Origin of the sequence: Mailhella massiliensis, assembly GCF_900155525.1 — a bacterium.
In the GTDB taxonomy this organism is placed as follows: domain Bacteria; phylum Desulfobacterota; class Desulfovibrionia; order Desulfovibrionales; family Desulfovibrionaceae; genus Mailhella; species Mailhella massiliensis.
Genome location: NZ_LT706951.1, coordinates 249,224 through 267,960 on the forward strand (window position 1 = coordinate 249,224; position 18,737 = coordinate 267,960).

17 protein-coding genes are annotated in these 18,737 nt (G+C 59.6%); 9 read left to right on the forward strand and 8 right to left on the reverse strand.

The window, feature by feature from the left end; translation table 11 throughout:
• Positions 1-569: 569 nt before the first annotated feature.
• Positions 570-821, forward strand: a complete 252-nt coding sequence (locus tag CZ345_RS06595; RefSeq protein ID WP_077072385.1) for a cell envelope biogenesis protein OmpA — start codon at positions 570-572, stop codon at positions 819-821.
• A gap of 65 nt (positions 822-886) precedes the next feature.
• Here the strand turns inward: CZ345_RS06595 and CZ345_RS06600 are convergent, their stop codons facing one another.
• The 5 genes from CZ345_RS06600 to cadR all read right to left on the reverse strand — a co-directional run bounded on the left by CZ345_RS06600 (position 887) and on the right by cadR (position 5,161).
• Positions 887-1,711 carry an ABC transporter permease gene (locus CZ345_RS06600; protein WP_077072386.1) on the reverse strand — a complete coding sequence of 275 codons (825 nt, stop codon included), beginning with the start codon at positions 1,709-1,711 and terminating at the stop codon, positions 887-889.
• Complete coding sequence (locus CZ345_RS06605) at positions 1,708-2,748, reverse strand: ABC transporter permease (protein WP_077072387.1); 1,041 nt, start codon at positions 2,746-2,748, stop codon at positions 1,708-1,710. Before CZ345_RS06605 ends, CZ345_RS06600 begins: the two co-directional genes overlap by 4 nt.
• 194 nt (positions 2,749-2,942) lie before the next feature.
• Positions 2,943-3,512: a hypothetical protein gene (locus tag CZ345_RS06610; RefSeq protein ID WP_077072388.1), complete on the reverse strand. Its 570-nt coding sequence runs from the start codon at positions 3,510-3,512 to the stop codon at positions 2,943-2,945.
• Positions 3,513-3,761: 249 nt separating this feature from the next.
• Complete coding sequence (locus tag CZ345_RS06615) at positions 3,762-4,385, reverse strand: recombination-associated protein RdgC (RefSeq protein ID WP_077072389.1); 624 nt, start codon at positions 4,383-4,385, stop codon at positions 3,762-3,764.
• Between the two features lie 266 nt (positions 4,386-4,651).
• Positions 4,652-5,161 (reverse strand): Cd(II)/Pb(II)-responsive transcriptional regulator, encoded by a 510-nt coding sequence (gene cadR / locus CZ345_RS06620; RefSeq protein ID WP_077072390.1) that lies wholly within the window; start codon positions 5,159-5,161, stop codon positions 4,652-4,654.
• A 181-nt stretch (positions 5,162-5,342) separates the two neighbouring features.
• Between cadR and CZ345_RS06625 the strand changes: the two genes are divergently transcribed.
• The 8 genes from CZ345_RS06625 (at position 5,343) to CZ345_RS06660 (ending at position 14,832) form a co-directional block, all read left to right on the forward strand.
• Positions 5,343-7,682, forward strand: a complete 2,340-nt coding sequence (locus CZ345_RS06625; protein WP_083717192.1) for a heavy metal translocating P-type ATPase — start codon at positions 5,343-5,345, stop codon at positions 7,680-7,682.
• A 187-nt stretch (positions 7,683-7,869) separates the two neighbouring features.
• Entirely contained in the window at positions 7,870-8,652 is a 783-nt protein-coding gene (locus CZ345_RS06630) for an MBL fold metallo-hydrolase (RefSeq protein ID WP_077072391.1), read from the forward strand.
• A 551-nt stretch (positions 8,653-9,203) separates the two neighbouring features.
• The gene (gene galU, locus CZ345_RS06635) at positions 9,204-10,070 is read left to right on the forward strand and encodes a UTP--glucose-1-phosphate uridylyltransferase GalU (RefSeq protein WP_077072392.1); all 867 of its coding nucleotides are present in this window, start codon (positions 9,204-9,206) and stop codon (positions 10,068-10,070) included.
• Positions 10,071-10,431: 361 nt separating this feature from the next.
• On the forward strand, positions 10,432-11,619 hold the full coding sequence (locus CZ345_RS06640; protein ID WP_077072393.1) for a M20/M25/M40 family metallo-hydrolase: 1,188 nt from the start codon (positions 10,432-10,434) through the stop codon (positions 11,617-11,619).
• Positions 11,567-12,130 (forward strand): zinc-binding metallopeptidase family protein, encoded by a 564-nt coding sequence (locus tag CZ345_RS06645; RefSeq protein WP_144277273.1) that lies wholly within the window; start codon positions 11,567-11,569, stop codon positions 12,128-12,130. The genes CZ345_RS06640 and CZ345_RS06645 overlap by 53 nt, the downstream gene beginning before the upstream one ends.
• Positions 12,131-12,329: 199 nt before the next feature.
• On the forward strand, positions 12,330-13,163 hold the full coding sequence (gene kdsA, locus CZ345_RS06650; protein ID WP_077072395.1) for a 3-deoxy-8-phosphooctulonate synthase: 834 nt from the start codon (positions 12,330-12,332) through the stop codon (positions 13,161-13,163).
• Positions 13,160-13,891, forward strand: a complete 732-nt coding sequence (kdsB, locus tag CZ345_RS06655; protein ID WP_077072396.1) for a 3-deoxy-manno-octulosonate cytidylyltransferase — start codon at positions 13,160-13,162, stop codon at positions 13,889-13,891. The genes kdsA and kdsB overlap by 4 nt, the downstream gene beginning before the upstream one ends.
• 5 nt (positions 13,892-13,896) lie before the next feature.
• Positions 13,897-14,832 (forward strand): KpsF/GutQ family sugar-phosphate isomerase, encoded by a 936-nt coding sequence (locus tag CZ345_RS06660; protein WP_077072992.1) that lies wholly within the window; start codon positions 13,897-13,899, stop codon positions 14,830-14,832.
• A gap of 174 nt (positions 14,833-15,006) precedes the next feature.
• Here the strand turns inward: CZ345_RS06660 and metA are convergent, their stop codons facing one another.
• The 3 genes from metA to CZ345_RS06675 form a co-directional block, all read right to left on the reverse strand.
• Positions 15,007-15,945: a homoserine O-acetyltransferase MetA gene (metA, locus tag CZ345_RS06665; protein WP_077072397.1), complete on the reverse strand. Its 939-nt coding sequence runs from the start codon at positions 15,943-15,945 to the stop codon at positions 15,007-15,009.
• A gap of 79 nt (positions 15,946-16,024) precedes the next feature.
• Positions 16,025-17,308, reverse strand: a complete 1,284-nt coding sequence (locus CZ345_RS06670) for an O-acetylhomoserine aminocarboxypropyltransferase/cysteine synthase family protein (protein WP_077072398.1) — start codon at positions 17,306-17,308, stop codon at positions 16,025-16,027.
• Between the two features lie 853 nt (positions 17,309-18,161).
• On the reverse strand, positions 18,162-18,569 hold the full coding sequence (locus CZ345_RS06675; protein ID WP_077072399.1) for a cupin domain-containing protein: 408 nt from the start codon (positions 18,567-18,569) through the stop codon (positions 18,162-18,164).
• Positions 18,570-18,737 lie beyond the last annotated feature (168 nt).

The following is an 18,737-nucleotide window of genomic DNA, read 5'->3' on the forward strand; positions in this document are numbered from 1 at the left end:
TTCCGGCCTCGCTTTTTTGGCAACGGACCGGTGCGCGTTTTCCCATACCGGCCGCCTCCTGCCTCAGATGAGCGCGGGGCATGTTTTCCCCGGAAAGCGCATCTGCCGCCTGGGGAAAAAGGGGGCCGCCCCGGCAGAGAGGAAAAAACATCATATCCCTGTGCGCGTCTTTCCGGTACGATGCAGCCGGAACTTCACGGAAAGACTTTGCAAGGCGATGTTACAGATCTCGCCGCGTTGAAAGAAAGAGGCCAACAATCCGGTTTTCATGGATATTTTGTTCGTGTTCCGGAAAGGCGCGTTTTTTCGCCGCTTGCTAAACATGTGGCCGTGGAGTATTAAATCACTATCCTGTCCGCCCTGAAAACAGGATGAGGTGAAGTTATGGCTATGAACAGACGTACCTTTCTTTGTTCGCTGGCCGGTCTGATCGCTGCCGGTATGACGGCTCCTCTGCTGCCTCTTCGTGCGGATGCGGCTCCGCCTCCCCCTCCGCCTCCTCCGGGCCCCCGCCCCGGAAGGCCGGGGCCGCGCCCTGCGCTAATGTCTTTTTTGCGGGAGAAGAAATCATGAAGAAAATCCCCGTTATTGTTCTGATCGGCGCCCTGGCCTTCGGCTTTACGGGCTGCACCAACATGACAAGGACGCAGCAGGGCGCGCTGGCCGGGTCAGCCGGCATCGAGCTGATCGGCGGCGGCATCAGCGCACTGACAGGCGGCAGCGGCACCACCGGCGCGCTTATCGGCGGCGGCCTCGGCGCTCTGGCGGGCGGTATTTACGGCAATCAGCAGGAACGGAATCATGACGACCGCCACTGGTGATGTTTTTCTACGCTGCTTATGAAAAAAGCCCCCGGAAAGGGGGCTTTTTTTGTGGGGAAAAGCGGCTAGCGTTCCCTCAGCCTCGGGTCCAGCATGTCGCGCAGGCTTTCGCCGAGCAGATTGTAGCCGAGTACGGTGACGAGTATGGCAAGGCCGGGATACAGAGAGAGCCAGGGGGCTATTTCCAGCGTGTTCTTGCCGTCCATGAGCATGTTGCCCCAGCTTGCGTCGGGAGGCTGTACCCCGAGGCCCAGAAAGCTGAGGGAGGATTCTACAAGGATGGCCCCGGCAACGCCCAGCGTGGCGGAAACCAGCACGGGGGCGAGGGCATTGGGCAGAATATGCACGAACAGCAGGCGGACGGAGGAGGCTCCGGCAAGTCTGGAAGCGGCGATGAAGTCCCGTTCCCGCAGCGAAAGCGTTTCGGCCCGCACAAGACGCGCCACCCCCATCCACGAGGTAAGTCCTATGACCACCATGATGTTGGTCAGGCTCGGTTCCAGAAAGGCGATGACGGCAAGAATGAGAAAGAAGGACGGAAAGCAGAGCATCACGTCCACACCGCGCATGATGAGTTCATCGGTCCAGCCGCCGAAGTAGCCTGAGGCAAGCCCCAGCACAATGCCGATGGCGGTGGAAATGCCCACGGCCACAAAGCCCACCCACAGAGAGACGCGCGCGCCGTAAAGCAGGCGGGAGAGCACGTCGCGGCCGAGTTCGTCGGTACCGAGGAGGTGCTCCGCCGAAGGAGGCATGAGTATCTGGTCGAGGTTCAAGGCTGCGGGGTCGAAGGGGGCCAGCCAGGGGGCGAGCAGGGCGAGAACGCTCATGGTGAGCACGATGGCGAGCCCGGTAAGGAACATACCGTGGCGTTTCAGACCGGTCTTCATGCCTTGCCCCCCTGTTTTGCCGTGGCCCGGATGCGCGGATCGGCCAGGCTGTAGCCCGCGTCGGCCAGCATGTTGCCGAGCAGGGTAAGCACGGCGCCGAGAACGAGGTTCCCCATGATGAGGGGATAGTCGCGCGCCATGACGGCGGCATAGAAGAGCTGGCCGAGCCCCGGAAGGGCGAAGATGGTTTCAATGATGACGCTGCCGCCGATGAGTCCCGGAACGGAAAGCCCGAGCATGGTGATGACGGGCAGAAGAGCGTTGCGCAGGGCGTGGCGGCCTATGACCAGCCTTGCGGGCAGGCCCTTGGCGCGGGCCGTGGTCATATAGTCCTGACGCAGCACTTCCAGCATGGAGGAACGCAGAAAGCGCGACGTTCCCGCAATGCTGCCCACAAGGCCCACAAGAATGGGCAGGGTGAGGTGCTTTGCTATGTCCAGCACCTTACCCAGAGGGGAAAGCTGCGCGTAATCGAGAGAGGTGAGGCCGGAAAGGGGCAGCCAGCCGAGATCAATGCCGAAGTAGAGCATGAGCAGCATGGCCAGCCAGAAGCTGGGCATGGCAAAGCCCAGAAAAACGAGCACGGTGAGCGCCCTGTCGAGCAGAGAACCGCGCTTCACCGCCGAGACGATGCCGATGGGAATGGAAACAAGCAGGGTGAGCAGCAGGGAAATCACGTTCATGCCCACGGTAAGGGGCAGGCGTTCCATGATTTTTTCCATAACCGGGCGCGCATCGCTGGAAAGGGAAATGCCGAAGTCGAGCCGGATGAGACGGCTCAGCCAGTCCACATACTGTTCCCAGAGCGGCCGGTCCAGTCCGTACAGCGCGTTCAGGCGTTCGCGCACCATATCGCCCGCCAGCGGGTTCAGGCTGGTCTGCATGTCGGTGGGCGTGCCCGGAGCAAGATGGATGACGAAGAAGCTCACCAGCGTGATGCCCCACAGCACAAGCAGCATCCACAGCGTTTTGCGGGCGGCGCGGACGGCCAGAGCCTTCCAGCGTGAGGTTCCGCCTGAAATCGGGGTGTTCTTCATAGGTTGTTTCCTTTGGAGCGTTTTACCTTTGAAAAGTAAAGCGCAAGGCGGCGCAGCGCCGCCCGGCCAGTGAGCGGAAAAACCGCGCTTTTTCCGCAAAAACGACAGGCCGCATGGTTTGAAAGACGAAGCACTTCAAACGAAAAATGCTCTAAGAAGACCGGCGCGCAGAAGCGCGCCGGTCACGGCAAAACTCAGTCTCCGGGTTGCATGCTCCCCCGGCTGATGTCGTGGCGCATCCATTCGGCAACGGCCTTTGCCTCGGTCTGCCAGGCGGCGGGGGAGAGGCGCAGCGTAAGGAACTGCCGGAACATTTCATCCAGCATGTCCAGCGCCTGATCGAGCAGATAGATTTTTTCCAGAAAAACGGCGTCCGGGTCTTCGGCTGCGTCTTCCTTGGAAATGGGGGGCGTACGCAGGGAATTGATGCTGAAGTCCTCAGCCTTCAGCGTGACCTGCCAGTCCATGCCGTCCTTTTCCAGCCGTACCAGGGCGCGGACGACCTGCTTGCCCGTCAGCAGTCCGAGCCTGGCTTCGCGCAGGGGAGAGAAGGAACCCACCACGGTGGCGGTTTCCTGGTTTTCGCCTTCGCCGCCGCGCACCACGATGCGCTGTTCCATGGCCACGGTGAAGGGTTCTCCGCGGTGTTCCGGCGTTTCCATGCGGAACACGTTGCCGGTTTCACTGCGGAACCACAGCCAGGTAAGGAATTCCTGGCCCAGAATGAGATCGGTATTTTCTCCGATGTAACCTATTTCTGCCATAACGGGATGCCTTTGAAAGAGTTTTCAGATGAAGGTGCGTATGCGCGGGCAAAAGCCCGCCGGAGGGACGGGACACGTCGTGCGGCCACGCCGGTTCTTCGGAGAGCACTTCTTCCGGTATGACAAGGCAGGTCGAAGTGTGCTGTTCATGCCGGAAAGGATGCCGCCCATGCGGAAAGCGTGATGATGCGTCCTTCGGGTCTTTCCGTGCCGGGCCGTATGCGTCGCCCGCGTTCGACGGAGCGGAGGCTACTCGCCCTGAATGAACCGCGTGCCTTCCACGGCGTCCAGCTTGTCGGAACACTGTTCGCCGAGCAGGGAAAGCGCCAGGGCGCAGGGAACAAGCTGCTCAAGACGCAGATCGAAGCAGCGGGTGAAGAGGTCGAGGAAAAGCTCGATCATCTTCGTCTGCGTAGAGGCGAAATACACTCTTCCCGTACGCGTGTTCCACACAACCTGAAATTCTGCGGGAATGGGCAGGAAACGCCCCATGAGGCGCAGCTTCACCTGTTCGCCGATTTCCTTTTTCCGGTCGCGCGGAATGAACTTCTTGCCCAGTTCCTTGATGCGGGCTTCTTCTTCCCTGAGCGCTATGCGCGTATGCTTGCGCAGTACGGCAGGGGGAATGCGCCGGGTGTCGAGCCGCAGGGAAAAGGTCAGGTAATCGGCTTTTTCCGGCGGGCTCAGCTTCCATTCCGTATCGAGCATGTCGTCGAAATTGGTCCAGCCGAAGGCGCGCTCCTCGGCAATGTCGTCGATGTCCAGAAAGGCGAACTGACGGAGCTTTTCGGGAATGGCGGGCCACAGGTCGGCGGGGACGTCGTCAATGATGCGAAAGCGTGTGAAGCTGGTGCTTGCTTTGAGAAAACTCATATCTTCCTTCCTTTTGCGCGGGAAGGAATCTTCCCGCAGGCCGGGCAATGGTACGATAAGCGGGCATCTCGCGCAAGACCGCGCCGCGCGTCGCCCCGGGGGAGAAGAGGGCGGCTCTGCCGCAAGGGAACGCTTTGCAGGCCGCCCGCAAGGCGGCAGAGGCGGGGAACGCAGCTTTTACGGCGCGCATGCTGCCGTTTTCCGGGGGCACGGCCTCCATGAACCGTTCGACCCTTTGCCGGGCCCGGGCAGGCAGGGGGGAAGTATTATTTTTTTCTGCTTTCGGGCTGCTTTTTTTCTTCCTTTTCTTCATGGGCATGCAAGGGTTCGCCCATGTGCCCGGCAATGCGGCATTGCCGGGAGTCGCAGAAGGGGCAGGGATCACCGTGGTTCAGGCTGTGAATAATGCCGCACCCCTCGCCCCGGTCGCCCCCGCAGCTCAGGCGCAGCGCTTCCAGATGCCTTTTGAGGTGCTCAAGGGAGGCTATCTGTTCCTCGACGTCGGCAATGTGTTTTTCCACCAGGTCGTTGATCCACGCGCAGCTTACCGTGGGGTTGTCCTTGAAGGCGAGCAGATCGCGTATTTCGGCCAGATTCATGCCGTGGAGTCGGCAGCGGCGGATGAAGTGAAGCCGCTCCACGTCTTCCTCCCCGTACAGGCGGTAATTGGAGCCCGTGCGTTCCGGCCGGGGAAGAAGTCCTTCCTTTTCATAGTAGCGTATGGTGACGACCTGGCAGCCCGTAGCTTTGGCAAGTTCTCCGATTTTCAGCGGCATGGCATCCCTCTGATGATGGAATGATAATGATTCATGATAGCTGCGGAAGCCTCGAAGTCAAGCGGAGAGTTTTTTTCCATGCTTGTGCGAACGAAATGTTCCGTGTGAAAAAAAATTTTGAAAAATGCTTGACTCTATAGTCCCTATAGACACTACGTTGAATCCAACAAGGAGCATCAGTATGAACGACAAACAGATATCTTCCGGCGAAGCGGGCGGCTGCGCCTGTGCACAGGCCTTCACCCTGAGGCCTTTTGCCGAAGAAAAGGAACGGCTGGATAAGGACGCACATCACGTTCACGATCATCACGCGCATGACGGTCATCAGCATGAAGGCTGTACCTGCGGGCACGATCATGCCGCAGCGGAGCCTGTGGATGCATCCGTGCTGGCGGCGGCCTCAGACACGGTGGCCGTGTACCGCATCATGAACATGGACTGCCCCATGGAAGAGGCACTCATACGAAAGCGCCTTTCCTCCGTACAGGGAATTACGGAGCTGGAGTTCAATCTCATGCAGCGGGTGCTTACCGTACGCCACACGCTGCCTTCCACCCATGTCATTGAAGAGGCGCTTGTTTCCATAGACATGGTTCCCGAAAAGCTGGGAAAGGCCGGGGCCGGCCCCTCTCCCGTGGCGGAAACGCCCATTGCCTGGAAGCGGCTTGCCGCAGCGGGCGTATTCGCGGCGCTTTCCGAAGCCACGGAGCTTGCCCTTGCATGGACGGAAAGCGCGGAATCCTCTTCCTTTACGGGGGCGCTGCCGCTGCTGTTCGCCTTGGCGGCCATACTTCTCGGCGGCCTCGGCACCTATCGCAAGGGCTGGCTGGCCGTTTCCAACCTCAACCTCAACATCAACGCCCTCATGTCCGTGGCCGTTACCGGCGCCGTGCTCATCGGGCAGTACCCCGAAGCCGCCATGGTCATGGTGCTTTTCAACATATCCGAGGCCATCGAAGCCCGTGCCCTCAACAAGGCGCGCCGTGCCATAGGCAAACTTCTGGCGCTTTCCCCGGAAAAGGCCACCATGCGCCGTGCCGACGGTTCCTGGGTGGAAACGGACATACGCTCCATTCCCATGGGGAGCCTCGTCCGGGTACGGCCCGGCGAGAGGGTGGCGCTGGACGGCGTGATCCGCAGCGGTCATTCCGCCGTGAATCAGGCTCCCATCACCGGGGAAAGCATTCCCGTGGAGAAGTGCGAGGGCGATACCGTGTTTGCCGGAACCATCAATACATCGGGTTCCTTTGAATTCGAGGTGACGGCGGCCGCGTCGGATACCACGCTGGCCCGCATCATCCATGCGGTGGAAGAAGCTCAGGGGAGACGTGCGCCCATGCAGCGCTTCGTGGATGCCTTTGCCCGCTGGTACACCCCGGCAGTCTTTCTGCTTTCCCTGCTGACGGCGGTGTTTCTGCCCCTCGGCATGGGCTGGGCCTGGCGCGACGCCGTGTACACCGCCCTGGTGCTTCTGGTCATAGGGTGCCCCTGTGCGCTGGTGATTTCCACCCCCGTCAGCATCGTGAGCGGCATGGCTGCGGCCACGCGCAGCGGCATACTGGTGAAGGGCGGCATGTTTCTGGAACAGGGGAGGCTGCTGCGCTGCCTTGCCCTCGACAAAACGGGCACGCTTACCCATGGCCGTCCGCGCCTGACGGATACGGTTCCCTGGGGCGGGGAAGAGGATAGTCGGACCTTCCTTGTTGCCGCAAGTCTTGCCGCACGGTCGGATCATCCCGTTTCCCGCGCCGTGGCGGAGGGCCGGGAGAGCGACCTTCTGAACGTGGAGGAATTTGAAGCCGTTCCCGGGCAGGGCGTGCGCGGAAAGGTGGACGGCACGCTCTATCATCTCGGCAGCTACCGCATGATGACGGGGCTGGGGCTGAATGCTCCCGAGCTTGAGGCGCGCGTTTCGTCTCTGGAAGAACAGGGCAGGACCGTGGTGCTTCTTGCCGGTGCAAAGGGTGTGCTTGCGCTTTTCGCCGTGGCCGACACCATGCGGGAGAGCAGCAGGCAGGCGGTGCGGGAACTGAAGGAACTTGGCGTGCATACCGTCATGCTTACCGGCGATAACGAGAAGGTGGCGCGCGTCATCGCCTCGCAGGCCGGGGTGGAGGAATATTTCGCCGGTCTTCTGCCGGAAGACAAGCTGCACGCCGTGGAAAAACTTGCGTCCCGCGGGGGCAAGGTGGGCATGGCGGGCGACGGCATCAACGATGCTCCGGCTCTGGCCCGTGCGGACATAGGCTTCGCCATGGCGGGCGGAGGTACCGATACCGCCATGGAAACCGCCGATGTGGCCCTTATGGACGACGATTTGCGCAAAATTCCCAGGTTCATCCGTCTCTCGCGGGCAACCTATGCCATTCTTGTGCAGAATATCGCTCTGGCCCTGGGCGTGAAGGCGCTGTTCTTCGTCCTTACCTTCAGCGGCTGCGCCACCATGTGGATGGCCGTGTTCGCCGACGTGGGCACCGCTCTTGTCGTGGTGGCCAACGGTCTGCGGGCGGCAAGGAAATAGCTTTTTGACAGAAAAAGAACCGCAGCCCCCGGTATGCGCCGGAAGGGAGGCCCGCTTCCGCCTTTCTCCGTACAGAAAGCGGAGAAAGCCGGAAAGCAGGGGGCTGCGAAGAGAAGGGGCGTTTTCCTCGTCCGGCGGAAACCGTCCGCTCACAGCGCGGACATACACTTCATTCAGGAGAAAGAACATGACGTTTCAGCAGATACGCGGTGCAACCGCCATTATCGATTTCAAGGGCAGCCGTTTTCTCATTGATCCGTTCTTCGCCCGGAAGGGAACGCTTCCTGCCGTCCCCTCTCCGTGCAACAATACTCCCAATCCGCTGGTGGAGCTTCCTCTGCCCGTCAAGGATATTGTTGCCGTGGACGCCGTCATCGTCACGCACATGCACCATTTCGATCACTTTGACGAGGCGGCGCGCGATGCGCTCGATAAGGAGCTGCCCGTCTTCACGCAGGATGAGTCCGAGGCCGGGGATATGCGGGCCGCAGGCTTTAAGCATGTCACGGCGCTTACGCCCGAAGGCGTGGAGTTCTGCGGGGTGAAGCTGTACCGGACTTCGGCGCTGCACGGCGCCGGAGAGGCAGCGGAACGCAACTACGCGGCTATTGGTCTGCCCTCGAAGGCCTGCGGCGTGGTGTTCTGCGCGGAAGGGGAAAAAACATTCTACCTTGCGGGGGATACGGTGTGGTTTCAGGGGGTGGTTGACGCGCTGGCCACATTCCGGCCGGAAATCGTGGCGCTGAATGCGGCCTGGGCACAGTTTTACGACGGTACGCCCATACTCATGGGACCGGAGGAACTGGCCGCGGTGGCGGCTTCTGCTCCTTATGCGAAGCTCATCGCCACGCATATGGACGCCGTGAACCATGCAAGACTCGACAGAGCACATCTGCGCGACTTCATACGGGAACATGGGTTTGAGGAACGCTTTCTCATTCCCGAGGACGGGGAAAGCGTACAGCTTTGAGTCGCCCGGGAAGACGCTCTCAGGCCGGAAGGCTGGCGGCCTTCCGTGCTGCAGGGCGTTTTCCGGTCAGAAAAAAGGAAGAACCATCTCCGGTAATACGAAGGTGAAAAAAGAGTATTTTGCCGGCTGAGGCCCCGGAATATATTCCGGGGCCTTTTTGCGCAGGCGTTTTTCCGCGTTTCTTTGCAGATATGGTTTGTTCCGGGGAGTGCGGCGCAGAACAAGTGTTATGGTCATGTTCTGACAGTGTACAGGTATTCGGCAGATAAAAAAGGAAAAAGAACTTTTTTTGTTTCATTCTTTTTACAATTGCAGGAATCTATGGACGTAAGCGAAAAAAAAGTGTAACTTGATTTTAAAGGATTGCGTATCATGCGTATCCGGCTGATAAGATGGAAAAAGGTTTTTTTTGCGGTCACAGTGCCTTTTATGGTCGCAGGTCCATAGGGCCGGGCTTGCCGCATATAGGTGTTTAAGCGGGAGTTTTCCGCTTTGTTCTGGAAAACGGCTGACGCCGTAAATGGTTTTTTCCAAGGTTTTGTGAGGTCGTCATGAAAGTAAGCAAAGTCGTTCTTCCTGTCGCAGGATGGGGTACCCGTTCTCTTCCCGCCAGCAAGAATATCCCTAAGGAAATGCTTCCCATCTACAACAAGCCGGTGATTCAGTATGTTGTTGAGGAAGCGGTGCGTGCCGGCGTGCAGGAAGTCATTTTCGTGACCAACCGCCATAAATGCGTGGTGGAAGATCATTTTGACCGTAATATCGAACTTGAGGAACTGCTGGCCGAAGCCGGAAAGATCGAACAGCTCAAGGCCGTGCAGGACGCCGCCAGCATGGTGGAAGTCATGGCCGTGCGTCAGAAGCAGCAGCTCGGTCTGGGCCATGCCGTCGGTTGCGCCAAATCCATGGTGCAGGAAGAATACTTTGCCGTCATGGTGGGCGACGACTTCATGGTGGGCGACAATGCCGGTCTGGTGCAGCTCGTGCAGGCTGCGGAAAAATACAATATGCCCACCATCGGCGTGATGGAAGTTCCTGCCGACAAGATCGACAAGTACGGCATGGTTGCCGGTGAAGAACTGGAAGACGGCGTGTACCGCATCACCGACATGGTGGAAAAGCCCGCCGTAGGCTCCATGAATTCCCGTCTCGCCATCGTCGGCCGCTATGTGCTGCCCCGGGAAATTTTCGACTATATCGCCAAGGTGAAGCCCGGTAAGGGCGGTGAAATCCAGCTTACCGACGCTCTGGCCGACTATATGAAGGAAAAGGGTATGCTGGCCGTGAAGATGAAGGGCCGCCGCTTCGACGCGGGCGACTGGGTCGATTACCTGACTGCCGGTATCTACTTCGGCCTCAAGGATGAGAAGCTCAGCGGAGCGCTTCGTTCTTCTCTGAAGGAACTGCTGGACGACTAAATGATTCGGCCTGCAAAAGGGCCGCGCATACAGTGTTCGCTTGAAAAAGACGCGCACGGCGACTATAAGGTGGCCGTGCGCGTTCTGCATTTGTAAGGCAGGTTGCCATGCCGGATAACCTGCGGGCGCGTATCGTACCTGTGCAGAAAAGGCATTGTTCCGGGGAATGCTTCCGCCGGAAGCATACCGACGCCGTGCCGGTGCGGGGCGTCGGTGTTTTTTGGTTTTTTCTGTTGTCGGGAACGCTTATCCGGGGAAGGCCGGTTCAGCGTCTTTCCCCAAAGCGGGAGCTGCATGCCTGCCGCAGGCTCCGATGCGCCGGACAGGCAGGCTGTCGTACCGTTGTCGGAAGGGAGAAGCCATGCTGGAGTACACGAGAGAAGGACTGCTGGAACTGACGAAGAAGCTGGTGAGCATACGCAGCATATCGCATACGGCGGGGGAAAACGAGGCGGCCGCCTTTATTTATGAGAGCCTTGCGGTCGAGCCCTATTTTCAGAAACATCCCGATTTTCTCCGCTACCTTCCCGTGGAGGAGGGCGGTCTTGAGCGGCGTGCGGTGATGGCTCTGGTACGGGCCGGGAGTCATACCCGGCGCACGGTGCTGCTCAACGGACATTTCGACGTGGTGGATACCGATGTCTGCGGCGATCTGGCCGAAGCGGCCTTCGACGCCGCGGAATACACCCGTCTTGTGGCGGAACGGGATATTCCCGAAGATGCCCGGGCCGATCTGGCTTCCGGCAACTGGCTCTTCGGCCGCGGCGTCATGGACATGAAGGCGGGCATAGCTCTTCATATGGCATACCTTGCCCACATGGCCCGCCGTACCGGGGAACTCGGTGTGAACCTGCTTTTTCTGGCCGTTCCCGACGAGGAGGGCAGTTCCGCCGGTATGCGCGGTTCTCTGCCCGGACTCTGCGCACTTATGCAGGAACAGCATCTGGAACTGGAGGCTGCGCTTTCCGGGGAACCGGCATTCTGGACATCAAAGAGCACGGAAGGGAGCCGCCCCTGCCGCACGCTGTTCACCGGCACCACGGGCAAGCTCATGCCGCTGTTTTTCTGTGTGGGGCGCGAGGCCCATGCAGGCTATTCGTTCGACGGCGTGAACGCCGCCGCTCTTGCCGCACGCGTGGTCTCTCTCATGGACTGTCGTGCCGACCTTATGGACGGATACGGCGACGATACGCTTACGCCCCCCGTATGCCTCAAGCTGAAGGATCTGCGCGACAGCTATTCGGTAACGCTGCCGGAACGGGCTGCGGCCTATTTCAACGTGCTTTCGGTAAGCCGCAGTCCGCTGGATATCCTGCATATCTGCCGCGAGGTGGCCCGACAGGCGCTTGAGGAAACGCTCGAGGGTATCCGTGAGTCGGGGCGGGCCTTTCAGCAGCGCTCCGGCCGAAAGGATTCCCCCGTTCCCGCATGGGAAAGCCGCGTGCTCACCATGAGCGAACTCATGCAGGAGGTTGCAGGAGCAGGGCGGGGAAAACGTGCAGGCGTACATCCGCGATTTCGTCCGTTCTCTGCCTGCCGACAGGGATGAACCGGAAAAGGGGCTGGCCGTGGCCGATTATCTGGTTTCTCTGGCCAACCTCAAGGGGCCCGCCATAGTGGTGGGCTTTCTGCCGCCGTACTATCCCCAGCGGCTCAACATGCGGGCTACGGCCGGAGAAAGAAGACTGCGTTCCATCATGGAGGGGGTATGCGCCGACCTTGAGAAGAGCGTCGGCAGCATGAGACTGGTGGAATGTTTCAGCGGCATCATGGACCTGAGCTATATGGGCTTTCAGGGAAAAGAAGAGGAACTGAGAAGCCTTGCGGACAACATGCCCGGCTGGGGAAGCGTGTACGATCTGCCCATGAAGGAGCTTTTGTCGCTGAATGTTCCCATTGCTTCCGTGGGACCTGCGGGAAAGGATGCCCACAAGGATACGGAACGCCTCGAGCTGCATTATTCTCTGGAAGTTGCGCCCCGCGTGCTGGAGCGCGTGATCCGTGAACTAGGAGAAGACGGAGAACAGGTCGCCGGAACGGAAGAACGCAAAAACGTTTGAGCGTTGTTGCTGATGATACCGGACACGGCAGCGGGAAAGGCCTGGGCGTCCTCCGGCTTTTATGGAGACAAGCCGCCGTGTGCAATACGCTGTGCCCGAGAGGGCCGGGAGCGACATTCTCTTGAAGTCGGCGTAAGCATGGCTTATACTCAGCCCGACTTTCTTCCTTTTTCCTGCCCGACGGGCCTGGAGTTTTTTCATGTTTGAACTTGAATTCAACGGCAGACCGTACATCAAGGCCGACAATACGCTGCCTCTTTTCTTCATAGCGGGGCCGTGCGCCATAGAAAGCCGGGCCCATGCGCTGGAAGTATCCGCCGCGCTCAAGGAGATATTCGCCGCTGCGGGCATTCCCTTCATTTACAAATCCAGTTTCGACAAGGCAAACCGCAGCTCCGGCGCGGGTTTCCGCGGCGTAGGCATGGAGGAAGGGCTTTCCATTCTTGCGGAGGTGCGGGAGAGCAGGGATGTTCCGGTGCTGACGGACATCCATACGGCCGAACAGGCCGCCCCGGTGGCGGAAGTGGCGGACTACCTGCAGACGCCCGCCTTCCTCTGTCGGCAGACCGACCTCATCCTTGCGGCGGCTTCCACCATGAAGCCGGTGAACATCAAGAAGGGCCAGTTCCTCGCTCCGTGGGAAATGGAAAACGTGCTGAAAAAGGCCCGCTCCACGGGAAACGAGCGCATTACGCTCTGCGAACGCGGCACCAGCTTCGGCTACGGCAATCTGGTGGTGGACATGCGCGGCCTTGAAATCATGAAGAAGTTCGCACCGGTGGTGTTCGACGCCACACATTCCGTGCAGCTCCCCGGAGCGCAGGGTTCGTGCAGCGGCGGGCAGAGGGAATTTGTTCCCACGCTGGCGCGCGCGGCCGCAGCCGTGGGCGTGGCGGGCATTTTCATGGAAGTGCATCCCGACCCTGACAAGGCTCCCTGCGACGGGCCGAACATGCTGGCCGTCAGGGATCTTCCCGCTTTTCTTTCCCTCATCAAGGCCTTTGACGGTCTTGCCAAGAAGGGGGCGTTATGAGCGTCATCGCCGTTATTCCTTCCCGTTACGCTTCCACGCGGCTGCCGGGCAAGCCTCTGGTGGATATCTGCGGCAAGCCCATGGTGCAGCATGTGTATGAAAGGGTGCGCCGTGTCGCGCTGTTCGACGAAGTGCTGGTGGCCACGGATGATGAGCGCATCATGAAGGCTGTGGAAGGCTTCGGCGGCCGCGCCGTGATGACCAGCCCGGACTGCGCCTCCGGTTCCGACAGACTCATTGAGGTGGCGAAAGCCCATCCTGCCGATATTTATGTGAATATTCAGGGCGATGAACCTCTCGTGGAGCCTTCTTCCATCGAAAAGCTGGCTCGTGCCATGCTGGAGGATTCCTCCCTGCAGATGGCAACGCTCTGTTACCCCGTAAGCGTAGAACAGGCGCAGAACCCCAATCTTGTGAAGGTGGTGCGGGCGCACAACGGCAACGCGCTGTATTTCAGCCGCAGCCCCATTCCCTTCCCCCGTTCCGGGGGAATAGCGCCTTCCTATTTCGGGCATCTGGGCATGTACGCCTATCGCCGTGAATTTCTTATGGATTTCGGAAAGCTCCCCTATTCTCCGCTGGAAAATACGGAGAAGCTGGAACAGCTTCGCGTGCTCGAGGCGGGTATCGCCATCCGTGTGCTTGAGGTGGAGGCCATGGGGCCCGGCGTGGACACGCCCGAGGACCTGGAGCAGGTGCGCCGCATTCTCAGCGAAAACGCCGGGTGAGCATCATGAAATATCTTGACGAAGCAAGGCAGGTTCTGCGCGATGAGGCGCAGGCCCTTTGTATTCTGGCCGACGGTCTTGGCGAAAGTTTTGAGAACACGGTGGAGTGCCTGCTCGGCATCAAAGGCCGTATTGCCGTTACGGGCATGGGCAAGAGCGGGCATGTGGCGCGCAAGATAGCGGCTACGCTGGCTTCCACGGGTTCTCCGGCGTATTTCATTCATCCTGCCGAAGCCAGCCACGGCGATCTCGGCATGATGACGCCGGACGATGCCGTGATCGCCATTTCCAATTCCGGCAATACGGCGGAACTGACCGATATCGTGCTCTACGCTTCGCAGAACAATATGCCGCTTATCGCCATTACCAAGAATGCGGACAGTTTTCTCGGCAAGCATTGCGATCATCTGCTGCTTCAGCCGCCTCTGCACGAAGCCTGTCCGCTGGACTGTGCCCCCACCACGAGCACCACGGTGCAGATGGCGCTGGGCGACGCGCTCGCCATGTGCCTGCTTACCGCGCGCGGCTTCGGCAGGGAGGACTTCCACAAGTTCCACCCCGGAGGCTCTCTGGGGCAGAAGCTGTCTCTGGTGCGCGATCTCATGCACACGGGCGACGCCATGCCGCTTTTGCAGCTTGAGGCTTCCATGATGAGCGTGCTTGCGGAAATGACGCGCAAGGGGTTCGGCTGCGTAGGCGTGATGGAAGGGGAGACGCTGGTCGGCATCATTACCGACGGCGATTTGCGCCGTCATATGGGACCGAACATTCTCGAATGTTCCGCCGGCGACCTCATGACCAGAAACCCCGTGTGCATCGATGCGGACGCCCTGAGCGCCAAGGCACAGGGTATTATGGAAGAGAAGAAGATCACCTGCGTCTTTGTTGTGGATGAACGGAAGAGGCCCCTCGGCATTCTGAGCATGCACGATATTCTGTAGTGTGTTGCAGAAGAAAAAAGGAAGCGCTCCATGGCGATGATGTCGTGGAGCGCTTTTTTGTCGGAAGATACGGGAACGGGCAGGCCTTTCCGCAGACTGCATTCGGAAAAGAGGGGAACGGACTGCGTGGAATATGGGCGCTGTGCGTCCCGGGCTCGCAGGGGGCGAAAAGGGCTATGCGTTTCTGCGGGTCTGCTTCTCCAGTTCCGCAAGATCATAGGGCGTGGACTGATAGACGAAGTAGTTGAGCCAGTTGGCGTAGAGCAGATGGGCATGGGCGCGCCAGGTCATGCGCGGGGCAAGGCTGGGGTCGTCGTTGGGATAGTAGTTTTCCGGTATTTCGGGATTGATGCCGGCGGCAAGGTCACGGGTGTATTCCCTGTGCAGGGTGTCGGCGTCATATTCGGAGTGCCCGGTAATGAAGATCTGCCTGCCGCTGTCGGTGGATATGGCGTACAGCCCGGCTACGGGAGAGGAGGCGAGTATCTTGAGTGCCGGCTCCTTTTCCACATCGGCCCGGTCCACGGTGGTATTGCGGGAGTGGGGAACCATGAACACGTCGTCGAAGCCCCGGAAGAGAATGGAACCCGCATGGTCCACCTGATGGGGATAAATGCCGGAAATCTTTTTGGGCAGAAGCTTTTTCTGAATGCCGTAGTGGTAGTACAGTCCGGCCTGAGCGCCCCAGCAGATATGGAAGGTGCTGTGAACGTGGGTTTTGCTCCATTCCATGATTTCGCAAAGCTCCTGCCAGTATTCCACTTCCTCGAAGGGCATGAGTTCCACGGGAGCGCCGGTGATGATCATGCCGTCGTAGTAGTTCGCGCTTACATCCTCAAAGGTTTTGTAGAAGGAAAGCAGGTGACTGCGCGGAGTGTTCTTGGACTCATGGCTGGTGGTATGGATGAGTTCAAGTTCCACTTGAAGGGGAGTGTTGCCCAGCAGGCGGGAGAGCTGTGTTTCCGTGGCTATTTTGGTAGGCATGAGGTTGAGCAGGAGTATCTTCAGCGGGCGGATGTCCTGCGTGAGGGCGCGTGTTTCGGTAATGACGAAGATATTTTCCTGATTCAGCGTTTTTACCGCAGGAAGTTCATTGGGAATCATGATGGGCATGGCATTCTCCCTGGATGATGTTCGGAAGCTGGCGCGTACGGAAAGGGGCCTTCCGCGAAGGCGGAAGGCCCCTCAGAAATCAGCGGTTGGAGGCGAGGGCCTGATCGATGTCGGCGATGAGGTCTTCGGCGTTTTCAATACCGCAGGAGAAGCGCACGAGTTCCGGCGGAATGCCGCACTTTTTCAGTTCTTCGTCGTTCATCTGACGATGCGTGGCGTTGGCCGGGTGCAGGCAGCAGGTACGGGCATCGGCCACATGGGTTTCAATGGCGGCAAGACGCAGGTGCTTCATGAAGTTTTCCGCAGCCTTGCGGCCGCCCTTCACGCCGAAGCTCACCACGCCGCAGGAGCCGTTGGGCAGGTACTTCCTGGCAAGATCGTAGTACTTGTCGCCGGGAAGTTCAGGGTAGCGCACCCAGTCCACCAGGTCATGTTCGCTGAGGAACTTCGCCACGGCGAGGCCGTTGGCGCAGTGGCGGGCCATACGCACATGCAGGCTTTCCAGACCGATGTTCAGCAGAAAAGCGTTCTGCGGGGACTGGATGGAGCCGAAGTCGCGCATGAGCTGGGCCGTGGCCTTGGTGATGTACGCGCCGGCATTGCCGAACTTGGTGGCATAGGTGATGCCGTGATAGCTTTCATCGGGCGTGCAGAGACCGGGGAACTTGTCGGCGTGGGCCATCCAGTCGAACTTGCCGGAATCCACGATGCAGCCGCCCACGGCAGCGCCGTGACCGTCCATGTACTTGGTGGTGGAATGCACCACGATGTCGGCGCCCCATTCGATGGGGCGGCAGTTCACGGGCGTGGCGAAGGTGTTGTCGATGATGAGCGGCACGCCGTGATCATGCGCGGCCTTGGCGAAGCGCTCGATGTCGAGCACGACAAGCGCGGGGTTGGCGATGGTTTCACCGAACACGGCCTTGGTGTTGGGGCGGAAGGCGGCTTCCAGTTCCTCGTCGGAGCAGTCGGGCGTGACGAAGGTGAAGTCGATGCCCATGCGCTTCATGGTGACGGCGAAGAGGTTGTAGGTGCCGCCGTAAATGGTGGAGGAGGCCACCACATGGTCGCCCGCGCTCGCCAGGTTGAACACGCTGAAGAACGAGGCGGCCTGCCCGGAGGAAGTGAGCATGGCGGCGGTGCCGCCTTCAAGCTCGGCTATCTTGGCGGCCACATAGTCGTTGGTGGGGTTCTGCAGACGGGTGTAGAAGTAGCCGCTGGCCTCAAGGTCGAACAGCTTTCCCATATCCTCGCTGGTGTTGTACTTGAACGTGGTGCTCTGGATGATGGGAATCTGCCGGGGTTCGCCGTTGCCGGGGGTGTATCCGCCCTGTACGCAGGTGGTGTCGATATGCTTGCTCATGCGATATCCTTTGTTGCGGCGTTTTGCCGTTCATAAACGTCTGTTGTGCCTGCCGGAGAGGCTGGAAGCTGATGGCAGCGTGTTTCGCCGGCAAGGTATGGTGAACAAAAATGAAAAAGCCCGCGCTTGTCGCACGGGCTCCCTGCCGACTGATGTCAGGCATGAAAGGAGAGCGGTGCGACTGTTGTTTCGCCCCTGCACATGCGTTCGTCGAGAAGTTCGAGGAAGTATTCCATATCATGCCTGCCTTGATATAACTCTATATCTGGAAATCCTTATATTGTGCTCTTTCAAAAATGTCAAGATATGAGAAAGGGTTTCAAAAAATTCTTTTTTTGCAGGGAGAAGAAGAGCACGGGCAGGAGGGGGAAAAGGCGCCCGCCGTCCTTGGAGCGTGCGGGTTTTCCCCGTACGGACACGGAGTCTTCCCAGAGAGTCGCCTTGTCGCCGGGAGCTTTTGGGGCGCCTTCCCGCATGTCCGTACGGGGAACATTTTCATGGAAACGCGGGGAGAATGGTTTCGGAGCGGGAATACCGAAAAAGCCGGAGGGGTATCCTCTTTGCCGGAGGGCTCAAGGGCGAACGTGCTTTTTTTAAGGAACGGCATGGCTGCAAACGATGCTCCGGCACGGCCTCGGAAGGGAAAACGGAAGAAGCGGCCGGGCATCGGCAGCAGACGCGAAGAAGGCCCCGACATGGAAAATGCCGGGGCCCTGGAGGAGTGGCCGCAGAAGCGGCTCGGAAAAAACAGCTCCCGTTCCGGTCCGCCGTGGACGGAGGGCGCGGGGAACGCCCTGTTCTTACGGGCGGGGCAGCACAAGCATGGCGCTGCAGGAGTGAGAGCGCGGTATGCTTACGGAAGGGCGTCGTATTCGCTGTCCGACACTTCTTCCTGCCATTCGTTGCGCGTCTCTTCGCCCGGCACTTCCACGGCCACATGGGCGAACCAGCTGTCCTTTGCGGCGCCGTGCCAGTGCTTCACGCCTGCGGGAATGATGACCACATCGCCCGGATGCAGTTCCCGTGCGGGGCTTCCCCATGCCTGATACCAGCCCCTGCCGGCGGTGCACAGCAGAATCTGTCCGCCGTTCCTCGCGGCGTGATGGGTGTGCCAGTGGTTGCGGCAGCCGGGTTCGAAAGTCACGTTGCCGATGACCACGCCTTCCGTGGAAAGCATGCTGAGCCAGCTGTTGCCCGTAAAATATGCGGCATAGGCGGTGTTGGCTTCGCCTCTGGGGAAGAGATCGGTGATGGTATTCATAATTGCTCCTTTGCGGTGCGGAAGATTGAAGGGCACGGAGAGCCTCCGTTTCCGGCCCGGATGGGCGGAGTCTCCGCTGTTTCCGGGCATGAAGAAAGCCTAGCGCGGATTATCCGGGGGGCATAGGGCCTGTTCTCTCGATTTCTTGCACGATTCTCTCGGCTTTTT

What these genes read in the sequence shown, in the direction of transcription:
- CZ345_RS06595 (WP_077072385.1), top strand. Translation starts at nt 570, where the DNA reads ATGAAGAAAATCCCCGTTATTGTTCTGATCGGCGCCCTGGCCTTCGGC.
- CZ345_RS06600 (WP_077072386.1), bottom strand. Translation starts at nt 1,711, where the DNA reads ATGAAGACCGGTCTGAAACGCCACGGTATGTTCCTTACCGGGCTCGCC.
- CZ345_RS06605 (WP_077072387.1), bottom strand. Translation starts at nt 2,748, where the DNA reads ATGAAGAACACCCCGATTTCAGGCGGAACCTCACGCTGGAAGGCTCTG.
- CZ345_RS06610 (WP_077072388.1), bottom strand. Translation starts at nt 3,512, where the DNA reads ATGGCAGAAATAGGTTACATCGGAGAAAATACCGATCTCATTCTGGGC.
- CZ345_RS06615 (WP_077072389.1), bottom strand. Translation starts at nt 4,385, where the DNA reads ATGAGTTTTCTCAAAGCAAGCACCAGCTTCACACGCTTTCGCATCATT.
- cadR (WP_077072390.1), bottom strand. Translation starts at nt 5,161, where the DNA reads ATGCCGCTGAAAATCGGAGAACTTGCCAAAGCTACGGGCTGCCAGGTC.
- CZ345_RS06625 (WP_083717192.1), top strand. Translation starts at nt 5,343, where the DNA reads ATGAACGACAAACAGATATCTTCCGGCGAAGCGGGCGGCTGCGCCTGT.
- CZ345_RS06630 (WP_077072391.1), top strand. Translation starts at nt 7,870, where the DNA reads ATGACGTTTCAGCAGATACGCGGTGCAACCGCCATTATCGATTTCAAG.
- galU (WP_077072392.1), top strand. Translation starts at nt 9,204, where the DNA reads ATGAAAGTAAGCAAAGTCGTTCTTCCTGTCGCAGGATGGGGTACCCGT.
- CZ345_RS06640 (WP_077072393.1), top strand. Translation starts at nt 10,432, where the DNA reads ATGCTGGAGTACACGAGAGAAGGACTGCTGGAACTGACGAAGAAGCTG.
- kdsA (WP_077072395.1), top strand. Translation starts at nt 12,330, where the DNA reads ATGTTTGAACTTGAATTCAACGGCAGACCGTACATCAAGGCCGACAAT.
- kdsB (WP_077072396.1), top strand. Translation starts at nt 13,160, where the DNA reads ATGAGCGTCATCGCCGTTATTCCTTCCCGTTACGCTTCCACGCGGCTG.
- CZ345_RS06660 (WP_077072992.1), top strand. Translation starts at nt 13,897, where the DNA reads ATGAAATATCTTGACGAAGCAAGGCAGGTTCTGCGCGATGAGGCGCAG.
- metA (WP_077072397.1), bottom strand. Translation starts at nt 15,945, where the DNA reads ATGCCCATCATGATTCCCAATGAACTTCCTGCGGTAAAAACGCTGAAT.
- CZ345_RS06670 (WP_077072398.1), bottom strand. Translation starts at nt 17,308, where the DNA reads ATGAGCAAGCATATCGACACCACCTGCGTACAGGGCGGATACACCCCC.
- CZ345_RS06675 (WP_077072399.1), bottom strand. Translation starts at nt 18,569, where the DNA reads ATGAATACCATCACCGATCTCTTCCCCAGAGGCGAAGCCAACACCGCC.